The organism is Serratia sp. CY56464 (genome assembly GCF_052168435.1).
Classification (GTDB): domain Bacteria; phylum Pseudomonadota; class Gammaproteobacteria; order Enterobacterales; family Enterobacteriaceae; genus Serratia; species Serratia marcescens.
This window is the reverse complement of sequence record NZ_JBJNMV010000007.1, coordinates 58,180-84,832: the sequence shown is the minus strand read 5'-3', so window position 1 is coordinate 84,832 and position 26,653 is coordinate 58,180. Positions and strand designations below refer to the sequence as shown.

Genomic DNA, 26,653 nt, shown 5'->3' with positions numbered 1-26,653 from the left:
CGGACTCCTTTTATTATTTCCGTACCAGTACGCAAAGCGAGCGCGCGGCCTGGTGCCAGGCGGGCAATACCGCCCGTGAGTCTTCCTGAGTGAAGGGAGCGACAACCTGCCAATCGCCTTCCGGCAATCTCATCTCCGTCGTTTGCGGCGTGGCGTTGACCAGCAACAGCCAGCGCTGCGACAGCAGGATCTGCATGAGCGGCTCGCCCCGCTCCCACTGCTGCGCGTCGAGCGGCTGGCCTTGCGCGTTCAGCCACTGCACGCTGCCGTCGTCCTGCTGCCACCAGCGGTCCTGCTGCAGTGCGGGGATCTGGCGGCGCAGCGCGATCAGCGCCGCGACGTAATCGGTCAGCGCATCGTCCGCCGTGGCCCAATCGAGCCAGGTGGTGGCGTTGTCCTGACAATAGGCATTGTTGTTCCCCTGCTGGCTGTGTCCCTGTTCATCGCCGGCCAGCAGCATCGGCGTACCCTGGGACAGCAACAGCGTGGCGAGCATCGCCCGCTGGCTGGCCCTGCGGCGTTGCACAATGGCGTCGTCGGCGACCAGGCCTTCGACGCCGTGGTTGTTGCTGAAATTGCGATCGCTGCCGTCGCGGTTGCCCTCGCCGTTCGGCTGATTGTGTTTCTCGTTGAAGCTGACCACGTCCTGCAGGGTAAACCCGTCATGGGCGGTCAGCATGTTGACGGTGGCGTAAGGCGCCCGCCCGCGCTGGTTGTACAGATCGCTGGAGGCGGCAAAACGCTGGGCGAACTGGCCGAGCGACACGCCGCTCTGCAGCCAGAAACGGCGCATGTCGTCGCGGTAATGATCGTTCCATTCGGCGAAGCGGCCGGGAAATGCCCCCACCTGATAGCCGCCGGGGCCAATGTCCCAGGGTTCGGCGATCAGCTTGCAGCGCGACAGCAGATCGTCCGCCAGCATCGCCTGGAACAGCGGCGCATCGCGATCGAACCCCGGCGTGCGACCGAGCACGCTGCCCAGATCGAAGCGGAAGCCGTCGACGTGGCACTCCCGCACCCAAAAATGCAGGCAATCCATCACCCAGGCCACGCCCTGCGGCTGATCCAACCGCAGCGTGTTGCCGCAGCCGGTGTCGTTGACGTAGTCCCCTTCGGGCGTCAGCCAGTAGTAGCTCAGGTTATCGATGCCGCTCAGCGACAGCATCGGCCCGTCCCTGTCCAGCTCGGCGCTGTGGTTGAACACCACGTCAAGGATCACCTCGATGCCGGCTTGGTGCAGCGCCTTGACCGCATCGCGGAATTCGTTCAGCGGCGTGGCATCGGTGCTCAGGCTGGCGTAGCGGTTGTCCGGCGCATAGGGCGCCAGCACGTTATAGCCCCAATAGTTGATCAGCCCCAACCGCTGCAGGCGCGGTTCGGAGGTATGTTGCTGCACCGGCAACAGTTCCAGCGCGGTGATGCCGAGGCGTTTGAAGTGGGCGATCATCGCCGGGTGCCCCAATGCGGCGAAGCTGCCGCGCAGCGCCGGTGGGATCTGCGGGTGCAGCAGCGTCAGACCGCGCACGTGCGCTTCGTAAATCACCGTCTGCCCCCAGGGCGTGGCGGGCGGGCGATCGTCCTGCCAGTCGTACCGTTCGTCCACCACCACGCACTTCGGCATCAGCTCCGCGCTGTCGTGCGGGTCCGGCTGCTCGTAACCGCCGTGCAGGTGCGGGTGGTCCGCCACCGGCCCTTCCACCGCGCGCGCGGCCGGATCGAGCGCCAGTTTGTTGGGGTTAAAACGCTGCCCGTTCGCCGGGTCAAACGGGCCGTAGACCCGGTAACCGTAACGTTGCCCCGGCCTGCCGCCCGGTAAGTAGCCATGCCAGATATCGCCGCTGCGCGCCGGCAGCGGCAGGCGCACTTCGCGCTGCTGGCCGTCGAACAGGCACAACTCCACCCGCTCGGCATGCGCCGAGTACAGGGTAAAGTTGATGCCTTCGCCGTCGTACTGCGCGCCCAGCGGCGCGGCGAGGCCGGCTGTCAGCTCCGTCATGGCGCCTCCCGCAGCAGATAAATGGTCGCCAGCGGCGGCAACGTTACGCAGATGGAGAAGTCACGGCCGTGGCTGCCGACCGCTTCGGAAGAAACCCGCCCCTGATTGCCGGCATTGCTGCCGTGATAGTGGTGCGAATCGGTATTGAGGATCTCGCGGTAGTCACCGGCGCGCGAGAGGCCGATGCGGTAGCGGTAGCGCGGCACCGGGGTAAAGTTGCTGATGGCGATCAACTCATTGCCCTGCGAATCGTAGCGCGCGAAGGCGAACACCGAGTTGTCGTGATCGTCGACCACCAGCCATTCGAAGCCGTCCGGGCGGTAGTCGCGCTCGTACAGCGGCGCCTGCTGCCGGTAGCAGTGGTTCAGATCGCGCACCAGCCGCTGCACGCCGTTATGCCAGTTATCCAGCCCTTCCAGTAAATGCCAGTCAAGGCTGGTATCGAAATTCCACTCGCGCCCTTGCGCGAATTCGCAGCCCATAAACAGCAGCTTCTTGCCCGGATGCGCCCACATAAAGCCGTAATAGGCGCGCAGGTTGGCGAATTTCTGCCAGGCGTCGCCCGGCATACGGTCGAGGACCGATTTTTTGCCGTGCACCACTTCATCGTGCGAGATAGGCAACACGAAGTTCTCGGTATAGGCGTACAGCATGCCGAAGGTCATCTGGTTGTGGTGATACTTACGGTGCACCGGATCGCACTTCATGTAATTGAGCGTGTCGTGCATCCAGCCGAGGTTCCATTTGTAGTGGAACCCAAGGCCGTTGGCGTCCGGCGGCAGGGTGACGCCGGGATAGTCGGTGGATTCCTCCGCCAGCGTCACCGCGCCCGGCTGCGCCTGGCCGATAGTCTGGTTGGTATAACGCAGGAAGGCGATGGCCTCCAGATTCTCGTTGCCGCCGTAGTAATTCGGCACCCACTCGCCGTCGGCACGGCTGTAGTCGCGATAGATCATCGACGCCACCGCATCGACCCGCAGCGCGTCGATGCCGAAGCGCTCCAGCCAATACAGCGCGTTGCCCGCCAGGTAGTTGCGCACCTCGTGGCGACCGTAGTTGTAAATCAGCGTATTCCAGTCCTGATGGTAGCCCTCGCGCGGATCGGCGTATTCGTACAGCGCAGTGCCATCGAAATTCGCCAGGCCGTAGGCGTCGCTGGGGAAGTGCCCCGGCACCCAGTCGAGGATCACGTTGATGCCCGCCTCATGCGCCGCCGCCACAAACGCCCTGAAGTCGGCCGGCGTGCCGAAGCGCCGGGTCGGCGCATACAGCCCCAGCGGCTGGTAGCCCCAGCTGCCGTCGAACGGGTGCTCGTTGACCGGCAGCAGCTCGATATGGGTGAATCCCATGTCCTTCACATAGTCGATCAGCTGCACCGCCAGTTCACCGTAGCTGAGCCAAAAGTGGTTATCGGTGTGGCGGCGCCATGAGCCGAGATGCACCTCGTAGATGGCGATCGGCTGGTCAAAATCGTTGGCGCGGCGGCGCGCCGGCGTCGACGGCACCACCTCCGGCAGCGGCGCCACCAGCGAGGCGGTGTCCGGGCGCATCTGCGCCTCGAAGGCGTAAGGATCGGCTTTCAGCTGGGTATTGCCGTAGCAATCGACGATTTCATATTTGTACAGCTGGCCGGCCCGCACGCCAGGCAGGAACAGCTCCCAGATGCCGTTTTCACGCCGCAAACGCATCGGATGGCGGCGGCCGTCCCAGAAGTTGAACTCCCCCACCACCGAGACGCGCTGGGCGTTGGGCGCCCAGACCGCAAAACTGACGCCGTCGATGTCATCCAGCGTAACAAGATGGGCGCCCAGCCGTTCATAGGGACGCAAATGCGTGCCCTCGGCCAATAGCCAACTGTCGATATCCTGCAGCAGCGGGCCAAACCGGTAGGGATCGTCGACGATCTGTTGATGATCGCGCCAGCTGACCTGCAGCTGATAGCGGAAAGGATTTTTTCGCCGCGGCACCACGGCGCTGAAGAAACCGCGCGGATCGTCGCAGTTCAGCTGCACCAGTCGCCGGCCGGTTTGCTGTTCCACCAGCCAGACTGCGCCGGCGTCCGGCAGCAGCGCGCGCACTTGCAGACCGTTATCGGTCGCATGCATGCCAAGCAGAGCAAAGGGATCGGCGTAATGGCCGGAGATGATCTGATCAATCACGTCACGATCGGGAAGTACAGGCATAGTCTTCTTCCTTAGATTAACAGCATGATCTAAGCACGGCTTGTTGGTTATTCCTTGGCCGTTTTGGTCATCATGCAATGCATTCGGACTCTAAAGCGTGATTGCGGTCGGTTATTGACCAATCTTTACTCTGCCGACCTGAATTTCGCTCTTTATGCTTATTTTTTGAAATATTTCAGTCATGGTGAAAAAGTGTTCACCCCTGCGTTAAGCATAGCCAATGTCTGTTAAAAACTGCTCGGCATTGGTGAGGAAAATTCTTCATTAAGAAAACTGCCAGCCTGGCGGCGTTTGCATGCAGTGACTGACGAGGAGATAGGCGGGATCCCGCCCATTGAAACGAGGCTTGCGATGACGTTGCCCGACGCGGTGCGCGGCGAACAAAAAAGCGGAAAATAAGGCGTTAGGGGGCTGAATGCGCTCAGCCCCCAGGAAGTATGGGTTTACAGCAGGATGCGCAGCATGCGGCGCAGCGGCTCAGCCGCGCCCCACAGCAGCTGGTCGCCCACGGTGAACGCCGATAGATACTCCGGCCCCATATTCAGCTTGCGCAGACGGCCGACCGGCGTATTCAGCGTGCCGGTCACCGCCGCCGGCGTCAGTTCGCGCATGGTCAGTTCGCGGTCGTTCGGGATCACGCGCACCCAGTCGTTGTGCGTCGCCAGCATCTGCTCGATTTCCGGCAGCGACACGTCTTTTTTCAGCTTCAGGGTGAACGCCTGGCTGTGGCAGCGCAGCGCGCCGACGCGCACGCACAGACCGTCGACCGGGATCACGCTGCCGGTATTCAGAATCTTGTTGGTTTCCGCCTGACCCTTCCACTCTTCACGGCTCTGGCCGTTGTCGAGCTGCTTGTCGATCCACGGGATCAGGCTGCCGGCCAGCGGGACGCCGAAGTTATCGGTCGGCAGTTTGCCGCTGCGCGTGGCTTCGGTCACCTTGCGCTCGATATCCAGGATGGCGGAAGCCGGATCCTGCAGCTCTTTCGCCACGTCGGCATGCAGCATGCCCATTTGGGTCAGCAGTTCGCGCATGTGGCGCGCGCCGCCGCCGGAGGCCGCCTGGTAGGTGGCGACCGACGCCCACTCCACCAGATCGTTGGCGAACAGGCCGCCGAGCGACATCAGCATCAGGCTGACGGTGCAGTTGCCGCCGACGAAGGTTTTGATGCCTTTGTCCAGGCCCTGCTGAATCACCGCGTGGTTGACCGGATCCAGGATGATGATGGCGTCGTCCTGCATGCGCAGCGACGAGGCCGCGTCGATCCAGTAACCCTGCCAACCGCTGGCGCGCAGCTTAGGATAAACTTCGTTGGTATAATCGCCGCCCTGACAGGTAATAATGATATCGAGCGCGCTCAGCGCGTCGATGTCATACGCATCCTGCAGCGTGCCCTGCTGGCCGCCGAAGGCCGGCGCGGCGGAACCGTGCTGCGAGGTGGAGAAAAAGACCGGGCGAATGGCGTCGAAATCGCGCTCTTCCGTCATGCGTTGCATGAGAACCGAGCCGACCATTCCGCGCCAACCGATGAAACCAACGTTTTTCATAATATCTGTGTCCCGCCCGGATAAGGGCTTATGTAGGTGATAACGAGTTGTGTGCAATATCTCCTCACCTTACAAAATGTCGGCGCGGGCGCAAAGTGAATTTATTCGATGGCTGAGGATTTCTCAGCAATCCTTCTTATATACCCGTCGTCTTTCAAACTGCAGCGTTGTTACCTGCACGTAGTTACGTGGCCCATCCGTGGGCCACGCCCCAAGGGGCCGCTGCGAGCAGCGTTCAAATCTGCTCCCGGCAGATTTGTCATACCCCAGTCACTTACTTGAGTAAGCTCCTGGGGATGCGATCGCTGGGCGCCTAGCTGCAATTTGAAATCCATAGGGGATAGGCAAGGACGCGGCCGGAAAGGCCGAGGCGTTTTCACGATCACGAGGTCACCATGACAGAGATGATTTCCGCTACGGTATTGCTGTTTTTAATTATGGATCCGCTGGGCAACCTGCCGATTTTCATGTCGGTGCTCAAGCACCTGGAACCGCGCCGCCGCCGCGTGGTGTTGATTCGCGAGCTGCTGATCGCCCTGCTGCTGATGCTGATCTTTCTGTTCGCCGGCGAGAAAATTCTGGCGTTCCTCAACCTGCGCACCGAAACCGTCTCCATTTCCGGCGGCATCATCCTGTTTCTGATCGCCATCAAGATGATTTTCCCCTCGCAGGAGGGAAACAGCTCCGGGCTGTCCGCCGGCGAGGAGCCGTTCCTGGTGCCGCTGGCGATCCCGCTGGTGGCCGGGCCGTCGATTCTGGCTGCATTGATGCTGCTGTCGCACCAATACCCGCATCAGTTGCCCCATCTGGTGGCGGCGCTGCTGATCGCCTGGGGTCTCTCTGCGGCCATTTTGCTGATGTCGAACCTGTTCCTGCGCCTGCTGGGCAGCAAAGGCGTCAGCGCGCTGGAGCGGTTGATGGGGCTGATTCTGGTGATGCTGTCGACCCAGATGTTCCTGGATGGCGTGCGGGCTTACATGAAGCTGTAGGCGCCTGGCGGCGCCGACAACGGCCCGCGCTCAGCGGGCGGTAACGCGGCGAATATAGGCGAGCGTATCGGCGACCACGCCGTCCAGCGGCTGGTTGATGTCGATCGCTTGCACATCCGGTTCCTGCTCGCCCGGCTCTTCCAGCGTGGCGAACTGGGAAATCAACATCTGCGGCTTGAAGAAGTGGCCCTTGCGTTGCTTCAGACGCTCCTCGATCACCGACTGGTCGCCTTTCAGGTAGAGGAAATGCAGGTTGAGATTGCCGTCGCGCAGGCGATCGCGATAGCTTTTCTTCAGCGCCGAGCACACCAGCAGCGACACGTCGTTGGTGCGCTGCATGGCGAAGATGGCGTCGTTCAGGGCCGCCAGCCACGGAGCGCGATCGTTGTCGTCCAACGCATGCCCGGAGGACATTTTGATGATGTTGGCGCGCGGGTGCAGGTAGTCACCATCCAGCATGGCGGCGTTGGCCTCGTGGGCGACGGCGCTGGCCACGGCGGATTTGCCGCTGCCGGAAACGCCCATCAAAACAAATACGTGATTCTGCGGATTACTCATTGTGTCATGCCCTTATGGGAACTGGCGCGAGCGCGCCAAATACGCCCCAACTGATAAAGATACTCTGGAACGCCGACGCCCCGCAGGGCGCCGGATAAAGATTATACGACCGTCGCCAGCAGCAGACAGCCCACCAGGCCACACACGGAGATAATGGTTTCCAACACCGACCAGGATTTGATGGTTTCCATGATGCTCAGGTTGAAGTACTCCTTGAACAGCCAGAAGCCCGGATCGTTGACGTGCGAGAAGATGACGCTGCCGGAACCGACCGCAATCACCATCAGCTCAGGGCTGACGCCGGTGGTGGCGATCAGCGGCGCGACGATGCCGCCGGCGGTGATCGCCGCCACGGTGGCGGAACCCAGCGCCAGACGCAGCGCGGCGGCGATTGACCAGGCCATCAGGATCGGCGAAACGTTGCTGCCTTCCATCAGGCCGGCGATGTACTGCTCGACGCCGCTGTCCACCAGCACCTGCTTGAAGGCGCCGCCGCCGCCGATGATCAACAGCATCATGGCGATGATTTTAATCGAATCGGTGATGGTGCCCATCACTTCATCCATGGTGCGCCCGCGGTTCAGGCCGAAGGTGAAGATGGCGATCAGCACGGCGATCAGGGTCGCCATCACCGGGTCGCCGAAGAACTCGGCGAAGCGCAGCAGGCTGTGGCCCTTCGGCAGCACCATTTCAGCGACCGCGCGCAGCGCCATCAGGATCACCGGCACCAGCGACGTGGCAACGCTGACGCCAAAGCTCGGCATCTCCGCGTCGGTAAAGGTTTTCGGGTTGTACAGGCCTTCCGGCACCGGCTTGTCAATGCCTTTCAGGAAGCGGGCATAGACCGGGCCGGCCAGGATCACCGTCGGGATCGCCAGCAGCGTGCCGTACAGCAGGGTTTTACCCATGTCAGCATGGAAGATGGTAGCGATGGCGGTCGGGCCTGGGTGCGGCGGCAGGAAGCCGTGAGTCACCGACAGCGCGGCGGCCATCGGCACGCCGACGTAAAGCAGCGGAATGCGCGCGGAGGCGGCGATGGTGAACACCAGCGGCAGCAGCAGCACGAAGCCCACTTCGTAGAACAGCGCGAAGCCGACGGTGAAACCGGTCAGCACCACCGCCCATTGAATGTGTTTTCTGCCGAACTTGTCGATCAGCGTGGTGGCGATGCGCTGTGCGCCGCCGCAGTCCGCCAGCAGCTTGCCGAGCATGGCGCCGAAGCCCATGATCAGCGCCAGGCTGCCCAGCGTGCCGCCCACGCCGGCCTTGATGGAGCCGATGACCTTATCGACCGGCATACCCTGTGCAATCCCGACCGCCAGGGCAACCAGAACCAGAGAGATAAAGCCGTTCAGCTTGAAGCGGATCATCAGCAGCAGCAGCAGCGCTACGCCGCCTGCAACAATCACTAATGGCATAGTTTTTCTCCAACCTTTTATCGCGACTCTCTTTACGATAGGCGTAAAGTGTGCGGTTGTTTTATTTTTAGGCTCTTTCCCGGTGTTTAAGAAGAGCTGTAGGTGTTGTTGAGTCAGAGGTTCAGTCTTGCAGCAAGATGACCGCGCACTCGTTGTTACCGGTATCATGATACCGGTAACAACATGAGCGCCGGAACCGGGTAACCGGCTAAAATTCGCGTTCTGGGACAGAGATCAAACTTATGTCGGCAACGAGCTGCGGGCTTACAGGCGGGATAACCAGCGCGCCTCAGGGCGCGCTGCAAAAAGAAAGGGTGTTAAAACAGAACGTTAAAATGGCTCAGATACTGCCGCCGGGGATCACGGTGAAACCGACGTCCACCATGCGCGGGCACACCGTTTCGCCGCGCAGCCGGGCCAGCAAGCGCTCGGCGCCGATCTGCCCCATGCGTTCACGCGGCGTCAGCACGCTGGCCAGCTTCGGCACCATCACCTGGCCGATGTCATGGCCGTGGAAGCCAGCGATCGCCATCTCCTGCGGGATCGACAGCCCCTGCCGCTGGCATTCGAAGGCCGCGCCGATCGCCAGGTCATCGTTGGTGCAGAAGATACTGTCGATCTGCGGATAGTCACGCTGCGCCTGGCGCAACAGCTCCCCGCCGGCGGAATAAGAGGAAGAACGCGCGGTCATGATGCTGTACGGCTCCAGGCCGGATTCACGCATCGCCTGCTCATACCCCTGCTGCTTGATAATAGTACGCTCATCCTGGCGAGCGCCGAAATAGACTACGTGACGGTGGCCGTGCGCGATGATCTGCTGGGTCATCTGGCGCGCCGCCTCGAAGTTGTTGAAGCCCACCGCCAGATCGATGCACGGCGAGACGCAGTCCATCAGTTCCACCACCGGAATGCCCGCCACCTCGATCATCTTCAGGGTGCGCGGCGTATGGTGGCGCTCGGACAGGATCAGGCCGTCGATATTGTAAGAAAGCAGTGAAGTCAGACGCTCTTCTTCACGCTCCGGCAGGTAACCATAGTGCGCCAGCATGGTCTGGTAGTTGTGCGCGTCGGTGACGCTTTCGATGCCGCGCAGCACTTCGGCGAACACCTGGTTGGTCAGCGACGGCAACAGCACGCCAATCGCCCGGCTGGTGGCGTTGGAGAGGATGTCCGGCGCGCGGTTGGGGATGTAGCCCAGCTCATCCAGCGCGACGGCGATTTTTTGCTGCAGGGCGGCGGAAACCTGGTCGGGATTGCGCAGATAACGGCTCACCGTCATCTTGGTCACGCCCACCTTGTCCGCCACATCCTGGAGTACCGGCCGTTTTTTCTTCATTATCAATGAACTGACTAACCGTGAATGGGCAGCCATTTTAGCAAAAAAAACGGCGGGCCGATATTGTCGGTTATGCGACGGCCAACGCAAAAAGGGCTCACGCCGTGAGCCCTTGAAATTTACCGCTTAATCACACCGGCGGCAGATCGAACAGCAGGATTTCGCTCTCTTCGTCGGCTTGAATGGTCAGCGCCGATTCATCCCACACCGCGAACGCGTCACTGATGCCGGCGGTCTGGCCGTTGACCGAGACCTTGCCGCGCACCACCTGGATCCAAACGCGGCGGCCGGCGGCGATCGGGCATTCCCCCTGCTCGCCTTTATTCAGCGCCCAACGCGACAGCGTCATATCCTGGAACACCTTCAGCGAACCGTCGCGCGCATCCGGCGACAGCACCAGCTGACGGCCCTGCGGCGCATCAAACATGCGCTGCTCGTAGCGCGGCTCCAGCCCGACCTGATCCGGAATGATCCAAATCTGGTACAGGTGCAACGGGCGATCCTGATTGGCATTGTACTCGGAGTGACGCACCCCGGTGCCCGCGCTCATGATCTGGAATTCGCCGGCCTGGATCTGCTCCTTGTTGCCCATGCTGTCCTGGTGTTCCACCGTGCCGCTCAGCACGTAGGTCAGGATTTCCATGTCTTTATGCGGGTGAGTACCGAAACCCTGCCCTGCGTCGATCACATCTTCGTTGATCACTCGCAGCGCCGAGAACCCCATAAAGTTCGGATCGTAATAATCGGCAAATGAGAAGGTGTGCCAGCTATCCAGCCAGCCATGATTGGCGTGGCCGCGGTCTTCCGCTTTACGTACATAAATCATTTTCAACTCTCCTCAATGTTTTTTTACAGTCTAGTCCTGCCAGCAGAATAAGAAAGCGTAAAAAACTCATGCCTCTGTTCAAAAATTTCGATGGAATGAAACAGCGAATGGGCAGCGGATTTGTTGAAAGCGGAACCGGCTGAAAAAGGGCAAAAAAAAAGCCAGCACCCGAGCTGGCTAAGTAAACACTGGAAGCAATGTGAGCAATGTCGTGCCTTCGCAGCGAGAGTATCAAGGGTTGATGCCCTCCCCGGAACGCATCGCAATAATAATCATTATCATTCGCACCTGTAAAGCGTTTTTTTTGACCCGTTGAAATAATATTGACTCAAGGCAGTAAACGGATAAATTCAGAGGTTATTCAACCGGTAAGCAAAAGGAGCAGCGAGATGAGCGAGATCGCGATACGCCACGTGGAAACATCGGATGCGCAGGCCCTGCATCATCTTTATTCTCAGATGCCCGTCTACCGCGATACGCTGCACCTACCGCTACCGACAGTCGACCTGTGGCATAAACGCCTCGCCAATCCCGAACCGGGCACGCATAACCTGGCGGCCTTCGTTGACGGACAGCTTGTCGGTCAGTTAGCCGTGATGCTGAATCAGCGCGTGCGCCGCCGCCACGTGGCCACCTTCGGCATCGGCGTCGATCCGCGCTACCACGGTAAAGGCGTCGGCAGCCGCCTGATGCAGGCGATGATCGACCTGTGCGACAACTGGGCGGCCATCGAGCGCATCGAACTGACGGTGTTTACCGACAACCCGGCGGCCATCGCGCTGTATCGCAAGTTCGGTTTTGAGATTGAAGGCACCAGCCGCGCTTTCGCCATGCGCGACGGCGTGCTGGTCGATGCCTACCATATGGCGCGTTTTCGCTCCGGGCAGCCGCGCGCCGATGCGTGATATCATCCCCCCGCAGGGGCCGCTGCGCCGGCCCCTGAATATCAACCGCCGAACCTTTTTACACGCGCTGGCCGGCCTGACCGCCGCCGGCATGTTCCCCCCCTTCACCCCATTAGGTGCCGCTATGCCAACTTCCGCCGCCGGGCGCCCTGGCGCCCGCAACCTGATTACCGATGTACCCGGCCTGAAGGTCGGCGTGGCGCAGGACAGCCGGGTGCGCACCGGCGCGACGGTGATCCTGCCGGACGGCCCGGCGATTGCCGCCGTGGACGTGCGCGGCGGCGGCCCCGCCACCCGTGAAACCGACGCGCTGGGTGAGGACAATTTGGTACAGACCATCGATGCGCTGACGTTCAGCGGCGGTTCGGTATACGGCCTGGCGGCGGCGGACGGCGTCGCGGCCTGGCTCGGGCTACAAGGCAGAGGCTATGCGCTGCGGCCGGCTCCCGGCGTGCCGGTGTCACCTATCGTGCCCACCGCCTGCCTGTACGACCTGGCCAACGGCGGCGATAAAAACTGGCAGCTCACGCCGCCGTATCGCCAACTGGGCATCGACGCGGTCGGCAAGGCCGGCCTGGACTTTCCACTGGGCACCGTCGGCGCCGGCTACGGCGCCATGACCGGCATGGGCAAGCTGAAAGGCGGGCTCGGTTCGGCATCGATCGTTGCCGCCAATGGCGCTACCGTCGGCGCACTGGTGGCGGTCAACAGCCTGGGTGCGGTGGTAGCGCCCGGCACCCGCGCCTTCTGGGCGACGCCCTATGAAATCGATGGTGAATTCGGCAACGGCGGCGCGGCGGCTCTGGCGCAGCTGCGCGCGCAGGGCGAAGACGGGATGGTGCAAGAGCCGCAGGGCGGCAGAAAGAACACCACCCTGGCCTGCATCGCCACCGACCTGGCGCTGACGCGGGTGGAGTTGAAACGGGTGGCCATCATGGCGCAAGACGGCATGGCGCGCGCCATCCGCCCGCTACACAGCCCATTTGACGGCGACGTGGTGTTCGCCCTGTCCACCGGGCAGCGCGAGGTGCAGGGCAGCCGTGAACTGGCGGTGCTGCAGATCGGCGCGCTGGCGGCGGACACCCTCGCTCGGGCGATCGCCCGTGGCGTATACGCCGCCACCCCGTGGCCGGGCAGCCAGGTCACAACCTGGCAAACGCTCGGCGGCTAACGCACCGCCATCAAAAAAGGGGCGCTGGCGGCGCCCCTCGATCTCTATTGCCCCTCGCCGCCTAAATGCCGGCGGTTTCCCGAATATAACGGCGCGCCTTCACCGCATACTCGAACGGGTTGGCCAGCGCCGGATCCTGCTCGGCCTCCACCACCATCCACCCTTTGTAACCGCGCTCGTCCAGCAGCTTGAACACCGGTCTGAAATCGATCACGCCATCACCCGGCACGGTGAAGGTGCCCTTCTTCACGCCATCGAGGAAACTCAGCTTGTTGGCCTTCACTTCCGCCACCACCTCATCGCGCACGTCCTTCAGGTGGACATGGTTGATGCGCGGCAGATACTTCTCCAGGATCGCCATCATCGCCTGTTGACTGCCTTCCGAATAGTAGGCATGGCCGGTATCGAACAGCAGATAAACGTCGTCGTTGACCATGCTCATGTAGCGATCGATTTCGGCCGTGGTCTGAATGCCGGTGCCCATGTGGTGGTGCAGGCACACCTGCATGCCTTTATCGGCGGCGATCTTCGCCAACTCGTTGTAACCGTCGGCCACCCGCCGCCACTCTTCATCGCTGAAATACGGCTTCTCTTCGAACACGCCTTTGGTGGTGCCCTGAATGCTCTTGCTCTGCTCGGAACAGCCGATCACCCTGGCGCCCATGGCATGCAGGAAATTCATGTGGTTGATAAATTCATCAATGGTTTTGTCTTTCTGGCCGTCGGCGAAAAAGGTACTGAACCAGGCGTTGCAGATCTGGATGCCGCGAATATCCAGCATCGGTTTCAGCACCGCCGGATCGCGCGGGTATTTGCTGCCCACTTCGCTGCCGGTGAAACCGGCCAGCGCCATTTCACTGACGCACTGCTGGAAGGTGTTTTCCTTGCCCAAATCGGGCATGTCATCGTTGGTCCAGCCGATCGGCGCAATGGCCAATTTCACGTTGTCTTTATTCATGGTTTGCCTCGGTCCTTGCAGGGCCGCCGGTACAAACGCCGCCGGCGAGCCGAATCAGATTATTTGCCCAACAGCTCTCTTTCGATGCGTTCTCTGGTCGCCACCGCCTGGCTCGGCATCTTTTCCGGGTAGCCGAACAACGAGGTGCAGATAATCGATTCGCCGCCGACCTTGAAGCTGCGGTTGGCGAATTCCATGTCGCGCAGCGTCTGGAACAGGGCGTCGAAATTCACTTCGCCTTCGCCGATGCCGACGTGCTGGTGCACCGCGGCGTCAACGCCTGGCGGGTTGACGATATAACGGCAATGCTTGGTGTGATTCATGGTGTCGGCGATCAGCACGTGGGAAAGATCGTCCCCGGCGTACTGCAGCATGCCGGCTACGTCACCCTGTCCCTTGTCGTAGTAGAAGGTGTGCGGCACGCTGTAGAGGTATTTGACGTGGTCGCTGCGCAGCGACTTCACCAGATCGGCGGTTTCGTTGCTCAGCTCGCAGAAGTCCCACGGGTGCGACTGGATCTCCATACGAATACCCTCGCGCTCAACGATCGGCAGCAGCTCCTCCATCGAGCGATACCACAGCTCCTCGCAGATCTCCGGTTCGTTGGGGTTGCCGGCCAGTTCGGTGTTGATCACCTGCACGCCCATTTCCACCGCGATTTCGATCATCCGCCGCCAGTTTTTGACCGCCGCCTGGCGGCGATCTTCCCCCGGCCCGGACCAGCGATACACCACGATAAATGAGGAGATCTCCACGCCGGTCGCTTTCAGGGCGTTTTTATACTCCGCCATGATTTCGCGGCTGGCCTTCGGATGTTTGTAAAACGGGTTGATCTGCGGGTGCGGCGACTGCTCGATGTATTTGTAGCCCCAGTCCGCCACCTGCTGAACCATTTTGGTGACGCCCAAATCCCGGATAACGTCGACATCAAAAGCGATCTTCATGGTCACTCCTCTACAATCATGGGTACGCGCTGCGAGCGGTTATTTGCCGTAAAACGCCGGGCGCGCCGGCAGGGTCACCGGCACGATCTCGCCGCTGAGCTGGGCGGCCACGCAGGCGTCAGCGGTCACGGCGGCGGCGTAGCCGTCCCAGGCGGAAGGGCCGGTCAATTTGCCCGCGGCCACGTCGTTGATGAACCCCTGCAGCTCGACGTCATAGGCGTCGATAAAGCGATCCTTCCAGTCGGTCAGGATTTCGGTCGACAGGCGGGCGCCGCTGCGCATCTGCACCGAGGACGGCTCCGGCAGTTTGGCGATGCCGGTTTCCCCTACCACTTCACACTGAATGTCATAGCCGTACTGGCAGTTGACGAAGATTTCGACGTCGATGCGCGTCCCTTTGGCGGTTTCAAACAGCACAATTTGCGGATCTTTCAGGTGCGGGAACGCCTTCGGGCTCTTGCGCGGGAACACCACCTGCACCGACACATAGTCGTCGTCGAGCAGCCAGCGCAACACGTCGATTTCGTGGATCAGGGTGTCGGTGATCGCCATATCGGTGGTGTAGGCCTCGCCGACCGTCGGATTGCGGTGCGCGCAGTGCAGCATCAGCGGCTCGCCGATCTGGCCGCTGGTCAGCACCTGTTTCAACGCGCGATAGCCCTGGTCATAGGGGCGCATAAAGCCGACCTGCACCAGCCGCTTGCCGTGCTTCGCTTCGGCGTCGACGATGTTTCTGCAGCCCTGCGCGGTCACCGCCAGCGGCTTCTCGCAGAATACCGGTTTGCCGGCGGCGATGGCCGCCAGCACGAACTCTTCATGACTCGGCCCCCAGGAGGTGACCAGCACCGCCTGCACGTCGGCGGCCTTGATCAGATCGTGGCCGTTGTCATACACCCGCGCATCCAGCTGCAGATCGCTCACCACCTTGGCGGCGTTGTCGCGATTGATGTCGTTCACCGCTACGACGCGGGCGCCCTGCAAAACTTTGCTGCAGCGACGGATATGATCGCGGCCGATGGCGCCGGTGCCGATAACCCCAATGTTCAATGTCATTTTCGCTACCCTCTGGAAAGTGTGTTGTGTTCGAAAACGAATCAGTAATCGCGCGCCTTATCGATGTTTTCCTGCAGCTTGCGCGCCACTTCGACGATTTTCTCGCTGTCGGCCACCTGAGCGCCGCCCACGCGCCACCAGCTGAGATATTTGTGCACCATGGTCTTCGGCAGCACCTTGATGTCGAGCAGCGTGGACACGGTCTGCCTGCGGGCGTCGGCCAGCGCATCGAGCAACTGCTGCTCGGTGGTGACGCGATAGGTTTTGCAGCCGTAAGCCGCTGCCAGCATGGCGAAATCGACCGGCACCAGTTTGCCGTCGAGCTTGCCGCCCTCTGGATTGCGGAAGCGGAATTCGGTGGTGTAACTGTCCATGCCATGTTCCATCTGCAGGTTGTTGATGCAGCCGTTGGTCATGTTGTCGAACAGCACCACGTTGATCTTGCAGCCTTCCTGAATCGAGGTGACCAGCTCGGAATGCAGCATCATGAACGCGCCGTCACCCACCATCGCGTACACCTCACGCTGCGGCTCGGCCAGCTTGACCCCCAATGCGGCGTTCACCTCGTACCCCATGCAGGAGTAGCCGTATTCCACGTGGTAACCGTGCTCGCCGCGGTTGTGCCACACCCGCTGCAGGTCGCCCGGCAGGCTGCCGGCGGCGGCGACGATCACGCTGTCCGGCGGCAGTTCGCGGTTCAGCACCCCCAGCACCCGGCTTTGCGTCATCGCCGAGTCGGTCTGAGCGATAAATTCGGCGAACACCCGCTCGCGATCGAGGTGATCGTCGATCTCCGGCACAAAGCCTGCGCCGCTGTATTCCACCGCGTAAACCCGCTCGGTCTCTTCATGCTGCGCGCTGCGCGCCGCGGCGATGGCGTCGCCCCAGCCGGCGCGATAATCGGCCTGCGCCAGCCGTGCGCCCAGTTCGCTCAGCGCCTCGCGGGCGTCCGCCAGCACCTGCACGCCGTCAAGCTTGCCGGCGTCGAAGGCGCTGACGTTGACGTTGAGGAAGCTGACGCTCGGATGTTGGAACAGCCATTTGGACGAGGTGGTGAAATCGGTGTAGCGGGTGCCGACGCCGATCACCAAATCGGCCTGTCGGGCCAGCGTGTTGGCCGCCAGGCAGCCGGTTTCGCCGATGCCGCCGAGGTTGAATTCATGGTCGCTCGGCACCGCGCCTTTGCCGGCCTGGGTCTCGGCGAACGGAATGCCGAAGCGCTCGGCGAATTCGCGCAGCGCCCGCCCGGCCTGCGAGTATTTCACGCCGCCGCCGCACACCAGCAGCGGTTTGCGTTTGGCCGTCAGCAGCGCCAAGGCGTCCGCCAACATGCCCTCGGTCGCCGGGCGGCGATCGAGCCGATGCACGCGTTTTTGGAAGAAATAGTCGGGATAGTCGTAGGCTTCACCCTGCACGTCCTGCGGCAGACACAGCGTCACCGCGCCGGTTTCCGCCGGATCGGTCAACACGCGCATCGCATTGATGCAGGCGCTCATCAGCTGTTCCGGGCGCACGATGCGATCCCAGTATTTGCTCACCGCACGGAACGCGTCGTTGGTGCTGATGCTGAGATCGTAAGACTGTTCGATTTGCTGCAACACCGGATCCGGCTGGCGAGAAGCGTAAACGTCGCCCGGCAGCAGCAATAAAGGGATGCGGTTAGCGGTGGCGGTGGCGGCGGCGGTGATCATATTGGCGGCGCCGGGGCCGACCGATGAGGTGCAGGCGTAAATTTGCCGACGCAGCTTCTGTTTGGCGAAGCCGATCGCCGCATGGGCCATCCCCTGCTCGTTGCGGCCCTGGTGCACCCGCAGATCGCCGCTATCCTGTTCCAGCGCCTGCCCCAGCCCCAGCACGTTGCCGTGGCCGAAAATCGCGAAAATGCCCGCGACGAATTTGGTTTCCACGCCGTCGGCCAGCAGATACTGGTTATCGAGAAATCTGACGAGCGCCTGCGCCATGGTTAACCTGATCTTGCCCATTTACTCACCCTTTAGATTGAGGGCCGCCCCGGAAAGCGCTCATGCCGAGCCGACAATCCCGTGTTTGTGTTACGCGGCGGCAGCTATTATCTTGAGCAGACGATGCCCGCGCTGCTCACGAAGTCGACAACCTGAAACGTGAAGCGATTATAAACAAATATATTTTTCATAAAATCACATTACAGAAGAAACATTTCATTTTGCGATAAAGATCGCATATTACATGAAAAGCGCGTTTCATCTCGTGGTTCAGCCTTCATGGGCTTCGTGCCGCGCACCGGCCGATAAAAGTCGTTGGCACATGGGCTGACAGCCTTTTACCCTGCCCTCACCCCCCTTTTATGTACGGCCCCGGCGGCCCTTATCCAGCCGGTTCACCGCCTTTTCCCACGCCTCTGTCGATGTTTTAAACGCATCACATTTTTGGGGTGTAAATTTCATTTCATATTGAAATTGAAATTTTCATTCCCCATACTGTCCCCATGCTTCCTGCAGGGCGCCACGCTCGGGCCGCCGCCGGAGTTTTGCTTAAACAGAAGGAAACGGGTATGGCTACACAACAAAAACAGCTTGATGTCATTTGTCTCGGGCGCATCGCCGTCGATTTCTATGCTCAGCAGATCGGCGCGCGTCTGGAAGACGCCGGCACATTCGCCAAATACCTCGGCGGCTCTTCCGGCAACGTGGCCTACGGCACCGCCATTCAGGGGTTGAAATCCGGCATGCTGGCCCGCGTCGGCGATGAACACATGGGCCGCTTTCTGCGTGAAGAGCTGCAGCGCGTCGGGGCCGATACCCGCTGTCTGATCACCGACAAGCAACGATTAACCGGCCTGGTGATCCTCGGCATCAAGGATCAGGAAACCTTCCCGCTGATCTTCTACCGCGAAAACTGCGCGGACATGGCGCTGACGCCGGACGACATCGACGAGGCCTACATCGCCTCCGCGCGCGCGCTGGCCATCACTGGCACGCACCTGTCGCACCCGAACACCCGCGCCGCGGTGCTGAAGGCGCTGGAGTATGCGCGCCGCCACGGCCTGCGCACCGCGCTCGACATCGATTACCGCCCGGTACTGTGGGGGCTGACGTCGCTGGGCGACGGCGAAACCCGCTTTGTGGAATCAGACCAGGTGACCCGCGAACTGCAGGAGGTGCTGCACCATTTCGATCTGATCGTCGGCACTGAAGAGGAATTTCATATCGCCGGCGGCAGCACCGACACGCTGACGGCGCTGAAAAACGTGCGCCGGGCCACGGCGGCCACGCTGGTGTGCAAGCGCGGCGCGCAGGGCTGCTCGGTGTTCGAAGATGACATCGCCGACGACTGGGAACAGGTGAAGCTGCACGCCGGCGTGCGGGTGGAGGTGCTGAACGTGCTGGGGGCCGGCGACGCCTTTATGTCCGGGTTGCTGCGCGGCTACCTGAACGATGAAGGCTGGGAGCAGGCCTGCCGCTACGCCAACGCCTGCGGCGCATTGGTGGTTTCGCGCCACGGCTGCGCGCCGGCGATGCCGACCAAACGGGAGCTGGACGACTACCTGCAGCGTGAACAACAGGTCACGCGCCCGGACCGCGACGCACGTCTGAACCACCTGCACCGGGTCACCACCCGCAAGCAACAGTGGCCGGAACTGTGCGTGTTCGCCTTCGATCACCGCAAGCAGCTGGCGGACATGGCGCGCGAAGCCGGCGTCGGCGAGGAACGCATTCCGCGCCTGAAGACCCTGCTGCTCACCGCGGCGCAACAGGCTGCCGCGCAGGCCGGCCTCGACGGCAACAGCGGCATTCTGGCCGACACCACCTACGGGCAGGCGGCGCTGAACGAAATCACTGGCCAGGGATGGTGGATCGGCCGGCCGGTGGAGCTGCCCAGCTCGCGCCCACTGCGCCTGGAGCACGGCAATATTGGCTCGCAATTGATCGACTGGCCGCAGGAGCACGTGGTGAAGTGCCTGGTGTTCTATCACCCGCACGACGCGGCGGAACTGCGCCGCGAACAGGATGCGCTGATCGCCGACGTCTACCGCGGCTGCTGCAAATCCGGCCACGAACTGCTGCTGGAGGTGATCCTGCCGGACAGCAACGCCGACAAAGACGAACGCTATTACCTGGAGATGATTGAACACTTCTACCACATGGGCATTCAGCCGGACTGGTGGAAACTGCCGCCGCTGAGCGCGGAAAACTGGCAGCGGGTCGGCGCGCTGATCGACGCCTGCGATCCCGACTGCCGCGGCGTGCTGATCCTGGGGCTCGACTCCCCGGAGGCGGTGCTGAAGGCGGGCTTTGCCGCCGCCGCGGATGCGCGCTGGGTCAAAGGTTTCGCCGTCGGCCGCACCATTTTCGGCCAACCTTCGCGCCGCTGGCTGCAGGGGGAAATCGACGACGCGGCCCTGATCGAGCAGGTGAAACAAAAATACCTGACGCTGATCGCTTTCTGGCGCCAGTACCGTCCACAGGTGGGCAGCGCGCACTGACAGCTACAGCAGGTTCACGTCCCCTTAAGGCCATTTCGCCGCTTTAAGGGGATTTTTTTGCCCATTTTCTGTGAAGTCGCGCAATGTGCAATCGAATAAATCGCTTTTTGAGGAAATGAAATTTCCGCTCCGTCTGTTAAAATACCCTGTCAATATTTCAGGCGTCAGGCCAATGCGCCTTCACCCCACTGCGAGCCGAATGGATGAACAACCCAACTCAACTTTCGCTGTTACAGGACGAGATCCGCCACCGTTATGAAACGCTGAGCAAGCGTTTGAAGCAGGTGGCGCGCTATATTTTGGATAACAGTAACAGCATCGCTTTCGATACCGTTGCCTCCATCGCCGCACAGGCCAGCGTGCCGCCTTCCACCCTGATCCGTTTCGCCAACGCCTTCGGCTTCAGCGGCTTCAACGAAATGAAGCAGGTGTTCCGTCAGCATCTGATGGAAGAAACGGTGAACTATACCGAGCGCGCACGCCTGTTCCGCCAAACCTCCACCGACGACAACGTCGCGCCGGAGAAGCCGGCGGAGATTCTCAACGTATTCACCATGGTCAACGCGCAGGCGCTGCAGCAGCTGGCGATGCAGATCGCCCCCGAGCAGTTGGATCGCGCCGTCGAGCTGCTCAACAACGCTGAAAACATCTACGTGATCGGCCTGCGCCGCTCGTTCAGCGTCGCTTCCTACCTTACCTATGCGCTGCGCCATCTGGAGCGCCGCGCGTTTCTGATTGACGGGCTGGGCGGGATGTTTACCGAACAGCTGAGCATGGTGAAACCGAAGGACGTGGTGATCGCCATCAGCTATTCGCCGTACGCCCGCGAGGCGGTGGAACTGGTGGAATTGGGCGCCAAGCGCGGCGCGCAACAGATCGCCATCACCGACAGCCAGGTCAGCCCGCTGGCCGCCTTCAGCGACGTCTGTTTCGTGGTGCGCGAAGCGCAGGTGGACGGGTTCCGTTCGCAGGTGGCCTCGATGTGTCTGGCACAGACGCTGGCGGTCTCGCTGGCGCTGAATAACGCCCGGGACGAGTAAGGCGGATGTGAACGCGCCCGACAGGCTCGGGCGCGGCGGGATTATTGCAGCAACAAATAGCGGTAGAGCGCGCTTTCCAGATCCTGCTTCATGCTGATGAAAAGCAGAATCTCCACCGTTTGGCCGTCGTAGTCATAGATGACGCGGTATTCGCTGTCGGGATCCAATCGTTCGTGCAACCGCACTCCCATGCCCGCCAGCACGGCGTTGAAGCGGTAGCGGGCGGGATCGTCGGCAATTGCAGCGAGGGACGATAACAACAGATTGTCCACGAACATCCCGGCTGCGACGGCCCCTATCGTTCCGCTCTTATAAGACTCGATGTCTTTCAGGCTCCATTCCGCCGCCGGCGCGACGGTAAAACGTATTTCCTGGGGCATCCTGCACCTCGGGTCTATTTCCGCGCGTCACGCAGCCGCTGCAAGGTTTCTTCGGGCGACAGACCGCGCTGATTTTTAATCTCTTGCTTCGCCATCATAGTCAGTTTCAACAACGCGTTGGACTGGCGCTCGAGATTGCGTTCCCGTATTTCGGCCTCTCTCTCAGCCGCCGTTTGCACAAACAGCTCGGCAACACCATTTTTTGTGACGTAAACCCCGCCTTCAAACAGATCGGGCGAACCTAATCCTTCCCGCGCCGCTTTTTGGGACATGGTGGTCGTCATAGTTTTTCCTCCTGCGCATAGGCAATCACGCTGTATCACAGCGATTCTTTGGATTCACTCAGCCAGGGAGCGATCGCGTGTGGACAGGTTATCATTTGAGCAAGATAGAGGGCAAATTTAGGTCAAATTTATACCCTGATAAAGAGAAAGCCCGGCAAGCCGGGCCTCAAGCGCCTATTGCGCGGCGGGGTAACCTTCGCCGTTAATCCAGGCGTGGTCTTTTTCCCAGGTGAATTTCCACTGCCGCACCGGCCCGGCCATCACGTTGAGATAGTAGTTGTCGTAGCCCGCCAGGGTCGCCACCGGATGATAACCGCGCGGCACTTTCACCACGTCGCGATTGTAGACCGGCATGCATTCGTCGAGCGTGCGATCGTCGGTATAGACGCGCTGCATGCAGAACCCTTGCTCCGGCTGAATGCGGTGATAGTACGTCTCTTCGAGATAGGTCTCGTCCGGCGAATCTTCTTGATCGTGCTTGTGGCTCGGGTAGGAGCTGGTGTTGCCCTCATCGGTGTAAACCTCCACCACCAGCAGACTGTCGGCCGGCTCGCTGTCCGGCAGAATGTTATGCACCAACCGCTGGTTGCGCCCCTTGCCGCGCCGCTCCACGCCGATTTCCGCCGGCGTGATCAGGCGTGAAGGCAGATGGCCGCTGCCGGGCGCGCTGCACACCGCCAACTCCAGATCGGTTTCTGCCCGCACGTCGATGCGATCGTGGTGCGGCACGTACACCGCGTAAGGCGGCGTGCGCTCGAACGGGCTCATGCGTTTGCCGATATGCGGGTATTCGGCGCGCAGCGTGGCGACGGAGGCGATACCGGCCACCAGTACCAGACACAGTTCCCTGCCACCGCATTCCAACTGCAGCGACTGCCCGGCGGCCAGGCGGTAAACGTCAAAGCCGACATAGCCCCAACCGGCATTTTCCGGCGTCACGTGCTGGATACGCCCCTCGGCGTTCGGCGCCTGACATTTGGCAAGCAGTGAAGACATTTCGATTCTCCTGTTAACTCCCCGTGCAAAGGCCGCTGCCCCAAAGGAGCAACGGCCCGCTCATACTCTGCGATCGCTTAGCCCAGCGTCGGCATGCTGAATTCGGACACCGTCTGCTGCCCGGCCGGCCAGCGCGCGGTGGCGGTCTTCATGCGCGTGTAGAAGCGCACGCCGTCGGTGCCGTGCACGTTCAACGCGCCGAACACCGAGCGCTTCCAGCCGCCGAAGCTGTGGAACGCCATCGGCACCGGCACCGGCACGTTGACGCCGACCATCCCGGCCTGCACTTCCTGCACGAACTGACGCGCGTAGTGGCCGCTGCCGGTAAAGATGGCGCTGCCGTTGCCAAACTCGTGACCGTTGACCGTGTCGATGGCGGTGCGATAGTCCGGCACCCGCACGATGCCCAGCACCGGCCCGAAGATCTCTTCGCGGTAGATGCGCATGTTCGGCTTCACATGGTCGAACAGCGTGCCGCCGACGTAGTAGCCTTCAGGGTAGCCCGGCACCTGATAATTGCGGCCGTCGGCCACCAGGGTGGCGCCTTCTTCCACGCCCAGATCGATGTAGCCCAGCACCTTTTTCTGATGGGCGGACGACACCAGCGGCCCCATTTCATTCTCTTCGCCACCCTGCTGCAAGCCCGGCCCGACGCGGAGCTGCGCGATCAGCGGCTTCAGTTTGGCGATCAGTTTGTCTGCGGTATCGTCACCGACCACCACGGCGATCGGCAGCGCCATGCAGCGCTCGCCGGCAGAGCCGAACGCGCCGCCCATCAACGCGTTGACCGTGGCGTCCAGATCGGCGTCCGGCATGACGATCGCCTGGTTTTTCGCCGCGCCGAAGGCCTGTACCCGCTTGCCGTGCGCGCTGGCGGTGGTATAGATATGTTCCGCCACGGTGGAGGAACCGACGAAGCTCACCGCCTGAATGCGCGGATCGGTGCACAGCTGCGCCGCATCTTCATTGGCGCAGTGCACCACGTTGAACACGCCGTCCGGCAGGCCGGCTTCTTTCAGCAACTCCGCCAAGCGCACCGAGGCCGAAGGCACCAGCGCCGGCGGCTTGAGGATAAAGGTATTGCCGCAGGCCAGCGCGATGGGGAACATCCACATCGGCACCATCGCCGGGAAGTTGAACGGGGTAATGCCCGCCACCACGCCCAGCGGCTGCATCAGCGAGAAGCTGTCGACGCCGCTGCCGACGTCCGGCGAATACTCGCCCTTGATCAGATGCGGGATACCGCAGGCGAATTCGACCACTTCCATGCCGCGCGTCAGTTCGCCCAGCGCATCCGAATACACTTTGCCGTGCTCGCTGACGATAAGCTCGGCCAGCTCGTCACGGTGCTGTTCCAGCAGCGCCTTGAAATTGAACATGATGCGCGCGCGGCGCAGCGGCGTGGTGCGCGACCAGTCGGCGAACGCCCGGTGGGCCACGTCGATGGCCTGTTTGACTTCGGCGGCGGTGCTCTGCGTAACGCGCCGCTCAACCTGCCCGCTGGCCGGGTTGTGCACGTCGACGGTTTGATTGCTGCTGCTCAGGCACACCTGCCCGTCAATAAAGTTACCCACGGTTTTCATGTCACGCCCTCTTTTCAAGTCCGCTGTCGCCTGGCCACACCCAGGCGGCGCGGCGTTAATCGTCCCGCTCGCCAAACTCCGTCGGCAAGCCGGCTAAATCCTGACCGGATGCAGCAAACTCTATTTCATTGAAAAAAAAGTTTCAAATAAATTGTTTTGAAAAATTTGTTTTTAGTGCGTGAGGTCGCAATTTTGCGGTGTCGATCGGGCGGGCGCTTGCATTGCCGTGCCAGGGAAAGCGCAACGGCGGCGGCGAAAGTTGGGGGAATACACACTGACTTTGCTACAGAAAACCCGCACTGCGCCTGCCCTGTCGCCGTTACCGCACGCCCTCGTTCGCCCAAGAGACCCGGCACAGAGGTGACGGTTTTTTTTGAACTGGATCTAAAAATCAATATTCCATTATTCACTAATTATGAAATAAATGTTCTTGTTTGTTCCAGCATTTATCGACGACATCGCCTTGATGACAGGCACGGTTCACACCCTTCCGCTCGCCCCCTTCCCGACACCCCAACCGTGCGGACGGAAGCCAGGATAAAAATCGGAGCAACACATGTCATATCAGCGTAAGCACAATACCGGCTACATATTGCGAATTTGCGGCATCGCCGCCCTGGGCGGCATTCTGTTCGGCTACGATACCGCCGTGATCTCCGGCGCGATCGAAGCGTTGAAAGCCTATTTCGATCTCAGCCCGGCCGAAACCGGCTGGGCAGTCTCCAACGTGGTGATTGGCTGCGTGGTCGGCGCCTTCGCCGCCGGGCCGCTGGCGGCGCGCTGGGGCCGTAAAAAGGCGCTGATGCTGGCGGCGCTGCTGTTCACCGTGTCCGCCGTCGGCGCAGCCTTGGCCCCGACCTTCACCTGGTTCGTCATCTACCGCATCATCGGCGGGCTGGCGGTCGGCATTGCCGCCACCGTGTCGCCGATGTACATGTCGGAGGTGTCGCCGAAAGACATGCGCGGGCGGGCGCTCAGCATGCAGCAATTCGCCATCGTCTTCGGCCAGATCGTGATTTTCTACGTCAACTTCAAAATCGCCAGCATCGCCAGCGAAGCCTGGCTGGTGGAAATGGGCTGGCGCTGGATGTTCGCCTCGGGCGTGATCCCCTGCATTCTGTTCTGCATCCTGGTATTCGTCATTCCTGAATCGCCGCGCTGGAACGTGATGATGGGCCGCGACGATCAGGCGCTGGCGATGTTGACCAAGGTATCCAACGCCGCCCACGCGCAGAATCTGCTGAAAGAAATCAAAGACTCGCTGCAGCAGGATCAACAGCAGCAGCACCGGAAGCTGAACTACGGCGATGTGCGGGTGCGGTTCATTCTGTTCGTCGGCTGCATGATCGCCATGTTGCAGCAGGTCACCGGCGTCAACGTGATGATGTATTACGCGCCGGTGGTGCTGAAAACCGTCACTGAAAACGCGCAGGAAGCGCTGTTCCAGACCATCTGGATCGGCGTGCTGCAGCTGGTCGGTTCGGTCATCGGCGCCATGCTGATGGATCGCATGGGCCGCATTCCGCTGATGCGTTACGGCACGCTGGGCGCCATCGCCGGCCTGCTGCTCACCTCGTACGCGCTCTACACGCAGGCCACCGGCTATTTCGCGCTGTTCGGCATGCTGTTCTTCATGGTGTTTTATGCGCTGTCCTGGGGCGTCGGCGCCTGGGTGCTGGTATCGGAAATCTTCCCGAACCGCATGCGCGCGCAGGGGATGAGCATCGCCGTCGGCTGCATGTGGGTCGCCAACTTCGCGGTGTCGCAGTCGTTCCCGATGATCAACGACCACCCTTACCTGTTCTCGCATTTCCACGGCGCCTTCCCGATGTGGATCTTCGCCGCCTGCTGCCTGTTCAGCTACTGGTTTATCGGCCGCTATATTCCGGAAACCAAAGGCGTCTCGCTGGAAAAAATGGAACAGGTGGTGCTGGCCAAACGCCACCGCCAACCCCTGCCCGACGGTAAGCCGCTGCCGCTGGAAAACGGCAAATCCTGATCTCTCACCCCTGACCGCTGGAGTA

The 26,653-nt window shown here is 61.4% G+C and carries 21 protein-coding genes; 6 read left to right on the top strand and 15 right to left on the bottom strand.

From position 1 onward, the window contains the following. Positions 1–13: 13 nt before the first annotated feature. The 3 genes from glgX to asd all read right to left on the bottom strand — a co-directional run bounded on the left by glgX (position 14) and on the right by asd (position 5,726). Complete coding sequence (gene glgX, locus ACJ8KE_RS22090; protein WP_016930395.1) at positions 14–1,996, bottom strand: glycogen debranching protein GlgX; 1,983 nt, start codon at positions 1,994–1,996, stop codon at positions 14–16. Next, positions 1,993–4,179, bottom strand: coding sequence for a 1,4-alpha-glucan branching protein GlgB (gene glgB, locus ACJ8KE_RS22085; protein ID WP_097101253.1), 2,187 nt, complete (start codon positions 4,177–4,179; stop codon positions 1,993–1,995). Before glgB ends, glgX begins: the two co-directional genes overlap by 4 nt. A gap of 443 nt (positions 4,180–4,622) precedes the next feature. Continuing rightward, a complete protein-coding gene (asd, locus tag ACJ8KE_RS22080) occupies positions 4,623–5,726 on the bottom strand; it encodes an aspartate-semialdehyde dehydrogenase (RefSeq protein ID WP_016930397.1) in 1,104 nt (367 codons plus the stop codon). Positions 5,727–6,121: 395 nt separating this feature from the next. On the opposite strand from asd, the gene ACJ8KE_RS22075 reads away from it, so the two are divergent. Then, positions 6,122–6,715 carry a YhgN family NAAT transporter gene (locus ACJ8KE_RS22075; RefSeq protein ID WP_025159894.1) on the top strand — a complete coding sequence of 198 codons (594 nt, stop codon included), beginning with the start codon at positions 6,122–6,124 and terminating at the stop codon, positions 6,713–6,715. A 30-nt stretch (positions 6,716–6,745) separates the two neighbouring features. On the opposite strand, the gene gntK is transcribed toward ACJ8KE_RS22075, so the two are convergent. The 4 genes from gntK to ACJ8KE_RS22055 form a co-directional block, all read right to left on the bottom strand. Then, complete coding sequence (gene gntK, locus ACJ8KE_RS22070; protein ID WP_261420380.1) at positions 6,746–7,273, bottom strand: gluconokinase; 528 nt, start codon at positions 7,271–7,273, stop codon at positions 6,746–6,748. A gap of 101 nt (positions 7,274–7,374) precedes the next feature. Next, complete coding sequence (gene gntT / locus ACJ8KE_RS22065; protein ID WP_016930400.1) at positions 7,375–8,691, bottom strand: gluconate transporter; 1,317 nt, start codon at positions 8,689–8,691, stop codon at positions 7,375–7,377. 340 nt (positions 8,692–9,031) lie between these two features. Next, on the bottom strand, positions 9,032–10,027 hold the full coding sequence (gene gntR / locus ACJ8KE_RS22060; RefSeq protein ID WP_016930401.1) for a gluconate operon transcriptional repressor GntR: 996 nt from the start codon (positions 10,025–10,027) through the stop codon (positions 9,032–9,034). A gap of 130 nt (positions 10,028–10,157) precedes the next feature. Continuing rightward, positions 10,158–10,853, bottom strand: coding sequence for a pirin family protein (locus tag ACJ8KE_RS22055; RefSeq protein WP_004930835.1), 696 nt, complete (start codon positions 10,851–10,853; stop codon positions 10,158–10,160). A 389-nt stretch (positions 10,854–11,242) separates the two neighbouring features. Here ACJ8KE_RS22055 and ACJ8KE_RS22050 point away from each other — a divergent pair, with 389 nt between their 5' ends. Then, positions 11,243–11,758, top strand: coding sequence for a GNAT family N-acetyltransferase (locus tag ACJ8KE_RS22050; RefSeq protein WP_049300445.1), 516 nt, complete (start codon positions 11,243–11,245; stop codon positions 11,756–11,758). Continuing rightward, entirely contained in the window at positions 11,751–12,929 is a 1,179-nt protein-coding gene (locus tag ACJ8KE_RS22045) for a P1 family peptidase (protein WP_016930403.1), read from the top strand. The genes ACJ8KE_RS22050 and ACJ8KE_RS22045 overlap by 8 nt, the downstream gene beginning before the upstream one ends. A 61-nt stretch (positions 12,930–12,990) precedes the next feature. Here the strand turns inward: ACJ8KE_RS22045 and iolE are convergent, their stop codons facing one another. The 4 genes from iolE to iolD are packed head-to-tail and all read right to left on the bottom strand — an operon-like array spanning position 12,991 to position 17,866. Next, a complete protein-coding gene (gene iolE, locus ACJ8KE_RS22040; RefSeq protein WP_016930404.1) occupies positions 12,991–13,887 on the bottom strand; it encodes a myo-inosose-2 dehydratase in 897 nt (298 codons plus the stop codon). Between the two features lie 59 nt (positions 13,888–13,946). After that, positions 13,947–14,831 carry a sugar phosphate isomerase/epimerase family protein gene (locus ACJ8KE_RS22035; protein ID WP_004930845.1) on the bottom strand — a complete coding sequence of 295 codons (885 nt, stop codon included), beginning with the start codon at positions 14,829–14,831 and terminating at the stop codon, positions 13,947–13,949. A gap of 39 nt (positions 14,832–14,870) precedes the next feature. Further along, on the bottom strand, positions 14,871–15,884 hold the full coding sequence (locus tag ACJ8KE_RS22030; RefSeq protein ID WP_016930405.1) for a Gfo/Idh/MocA family protein: 1,014 nt from the start codon (positions 15,882–15,884) through the stop codon (positions 14,871–14,873). 41 nt (positions 15,885–15,925) lie between these two features. After that, positions 15,926–17,866, bottom strand: a complete 1,941-nt coding sequence (gene iolD / locus ACJ8KE_RS22025) for a 3D-(3,5/4)-trihydroxycyclohexane-1,2-dione acylhydrolase (decyclizing) (RefSeq protein WP_048796030.1) — start codon at positions 17,864–17,866, stop codon at positions 15,926–15,928. A gap of 548 nt (positions 17,867–18,414) precedes the next feature. Between iolD and ACJ8KE_RS22020 the strand changes: the two genes are divergently transcribed. Together ACJ8KE_RS22020 and ACJ8KE_RS22015 are read left to right on the top strand one after the other, a co-directional pair. After that, positions 18,415–20,346 (top strand): bifunctional 5-dehydro-2-deoxygluconokinase/5-dehydro-2-deoxyphosphogluconate aldolase, encoded by a 1,932-nt coding sequence (locus ACJ8KE_RS22020; RefSeq protein WP_306376994.1) that lies wholly within the window; start codon positions 18,415–18,417, stop codon positions 20,344–20,346. A gap of 203 nt (positions 20,347–20,549) precedes the next feature. Continuing rightward, positions 20,550–21,386 (top strand): MurR/RpiR family transcriptional regulator, encoded by an 837-nt coding sequence (locus tag ACJ8KE_RS22015; RefSeq protein ID WP_004930856.1) that lies wholly within the window; start codon positions 20,550–20,552, stop codon positions 21,384–21,386. Between the two features lie 41 nt (positions 21,387–21,427). Here the strand turns inward: ACJ8KE_RS22015 and ACJ8KE_RS22010 are convergent, their stop codons facing one another. From ACJ8KE_RS22010 to ACJ8KE_RS21995, 4 genes are all read right to left on the bottom strand, one after another. After that, positions 21,428–21,766: a type II toxin-antitoxin system RelE/ParE family toxin gene (locus tag ACJ8KE_RS22010; protein WP_004930859.1), complete on the bottom strand. Its 339-nt coding sequence runs from the start codon at positions 21,764–21,766 to the stop codon at positions 21,428–21,430. A 14-nt stretch (positions 21,767–21,780) separates the two neighbouring features. Beyond that, positions 21,781–22,050, bottom strand: a complete 270-nt coding sequence (locus tag ACJ8KE_RS22005) for a hypothetical protein (RefSeq protein ID WP_004930864.1) — start codon at positions 22,048–22,050, stop codon at positions 21,781–21,783. A 174-nt stretch (positions 22,051–22,224) separates the two neighbouring features. Next, positions 22,225–23,046, bottom strand: coding sequence for a 5-deoxy-glucuronate isomerase (iolB, locus tag ACJ8KE_RS22000; RefSeq protein WP_016930408.1), 822 nt, complete (start codon positions 23,044–23,046; stop codon positions 22,225–22,227). 77 nt (positions 23,047–23,123) lie between these two features. Beyond that, a complete protein-coding gene (locus ACJ8KE_RS21995; protein WP_015379335.1) occupies positions 23,124–24,629 on the bottom strand; it encodes a CoA-acylating methylmalonate-semialdehyde dehydrogenase in 1,506 nt (501 codons plus the stop codon). 556 nt (positions 24,630–25,185) lie between these two features. Here ACJ8KE_RS21995 and ACJ8KE_RS21990 point away from each other — a divergent pair. Beyond that, positions 25,186–26,628, top strand: a complete 1,443-nt coding sequence (locus ACJ8KE_RS21990) for a sugar porter family MFS transporter (RefSeq protein ID WP_016930409.1) — start codon at positions 25,186–25,188, stop codon at positions 26,626–26,628. The last annotated feature ends 25 nt before the right edge of the window (positions 26,629–26,653 follow it).

Excerpts from the sequence above, each read along its gene's own strand:
- iolB (WP_016930408.1), bottom strand. The coding sequence starts at position 23,046 with ATGTCTTCACTGCTTGCCAAATGTCAGGCGCCGAACGCCGAGGGGCGT.
- ACJ8KE_RS22045 (WP_016930403.1), top strand. The coding sequence starts at position 11,751 with ATGCGTGATATCATCCCCCCGCAGGGGCCGCTGCGCCGGCCCCTGAAT.
- iolE (WP_016930404.1), bottom strand. The coding sequence starts at position 13,887 with ATGAATAAAGACAACGTGAAATTGGCCATTGCGCCGATCGGCTGGACC.
- glgX (WP_016930395.1), bottom strand. The coding sequence starts at position 1,996 with ATGACGGAGCTGACAGCCGGCCTCGCCGCGCCGCTGGGCGCGCAGTAC.
- ACJ8KE_RS22020 (WP_306376994.1), top strand. The coding sequence starts at position 18,415 with ATGGCTACACAACAAAAACAGCTTGATGTCATTTGTCTCGGGCGCATC.
- gntR (WP_016930401.1), bottom strand. The coding sequence starts at position 10,027 with ATGAAGAAAAAACGGCCGGTACTCCAGGATGTGGCGGACAAGGTGGGC.
- gntK (WP_261420380.1), bottom strand. The coding sequence starts at position 7,273 with ATGAGTAATCCGCAGAATCACGTATTTGTTTTGATGGGCGTTTCCGGC.
- asd (WP_016930397.1), bottom strand. The coding sequence starts at position 5,726 with ATGAAAAACGTTGGTTTCATCGGTTGGCGCGGAATGGTCGGCTCGGTT.
- ACJ8KE_RS21995 (WP_015379335.1), bottom strand. The coding sequence starts at position 24,629 with ATGAAAACCGTGGGTAACTTTATTGACGGGCAGGTGTGCCTGAGCAGC.
- ACJ8KE_RS22055 (WP_004930835.1), bottom strand. The coding sequence starts at position 10,853 with ATGATTTATGTACGTAAAGCGGAAGACCGCGGCCACGCCAATCATGGC.
- ACJ8KE_RS22010 (WP_004930859.1), bottom strand. The coding sequence starts at position 21,766 with ATGCCCCAGGAAATACGTTTTACCGTCGCGCCGGCGGCGGAATGGAGC.
- ACJ8KE_RS22015 (WP_004930856.1), top strand. The coding sequence starts at position 20,550 with ATGAACAACCCAACTCAACTTTCGCTGTTACAGGACGAGATCCGCCAC.
- ACJ8KE_RS22005 (WP_004930864.1), bottom strand. The coding sequence starts at position 22,050 with ATGACGACCACCATGTCCCAAAAAGCGGCGCGGGAAGGATTAGGTTCG.
- gntT (WP_016930400.1), bottom strand. The coding sequence starts at position 8,691 with ATGCCATTAGTGATTGTTGCAGGCGGCGTAGCGCTGCTGCTGCTGCTG.
- glgB (WP_097101253.1), bottom strand. The coding sequence starts at position 4,179 with ATGCCTGTACTTCCCGATCGTGACGTGATTGATCAGATCATCTCCGGC.
- ACJ8KE_RS21990 (WP_016930409.1), top strand. The coding sequence starts at position 25,186 with ATGTCATATCAGCGTAAGCACAATACCGGCTACATATTGCGAATTTGC.
- ACJ8KE_RS22035 (WP_004930845.1), bottom strand. The coding sequence starts at position 14,831 with ATGAAGATCGCTTTTGATGTCGACGTTATCCGGGATTTGGGCGTCACC.
- ACJ8KE_RS22075 (WP_025159894.1), top strand. The coding sequence starts at position 6,122 with ATGACAGAGATGATTTCCGCTACGGTATTGCTGTTTTTAATTATGGAT.
- ACJ8KE_RS22030 (WP_016930405.1), bottom strand. The coding sequence starts at position 15,884 with ATGACATTGAACATTGGGGTTATCGGCACCGGCGCCATCGGCCGCGAT.
- ACJ8KE_RS22050 (WP_049300445.1), top strand. The coding sequence starts at position 11,243 with ATGAGCGAGATCGCGATACGCCACGTGGAAACATCGGATGCGCAGGCC.
- iolD (WP_048796030.1), bottom strand. The coding sequence starts at position 17,866 with ATGGGCAAGATCAGGTTAACCATGGCGCAGGCGCTCGTCAGATTTCTC.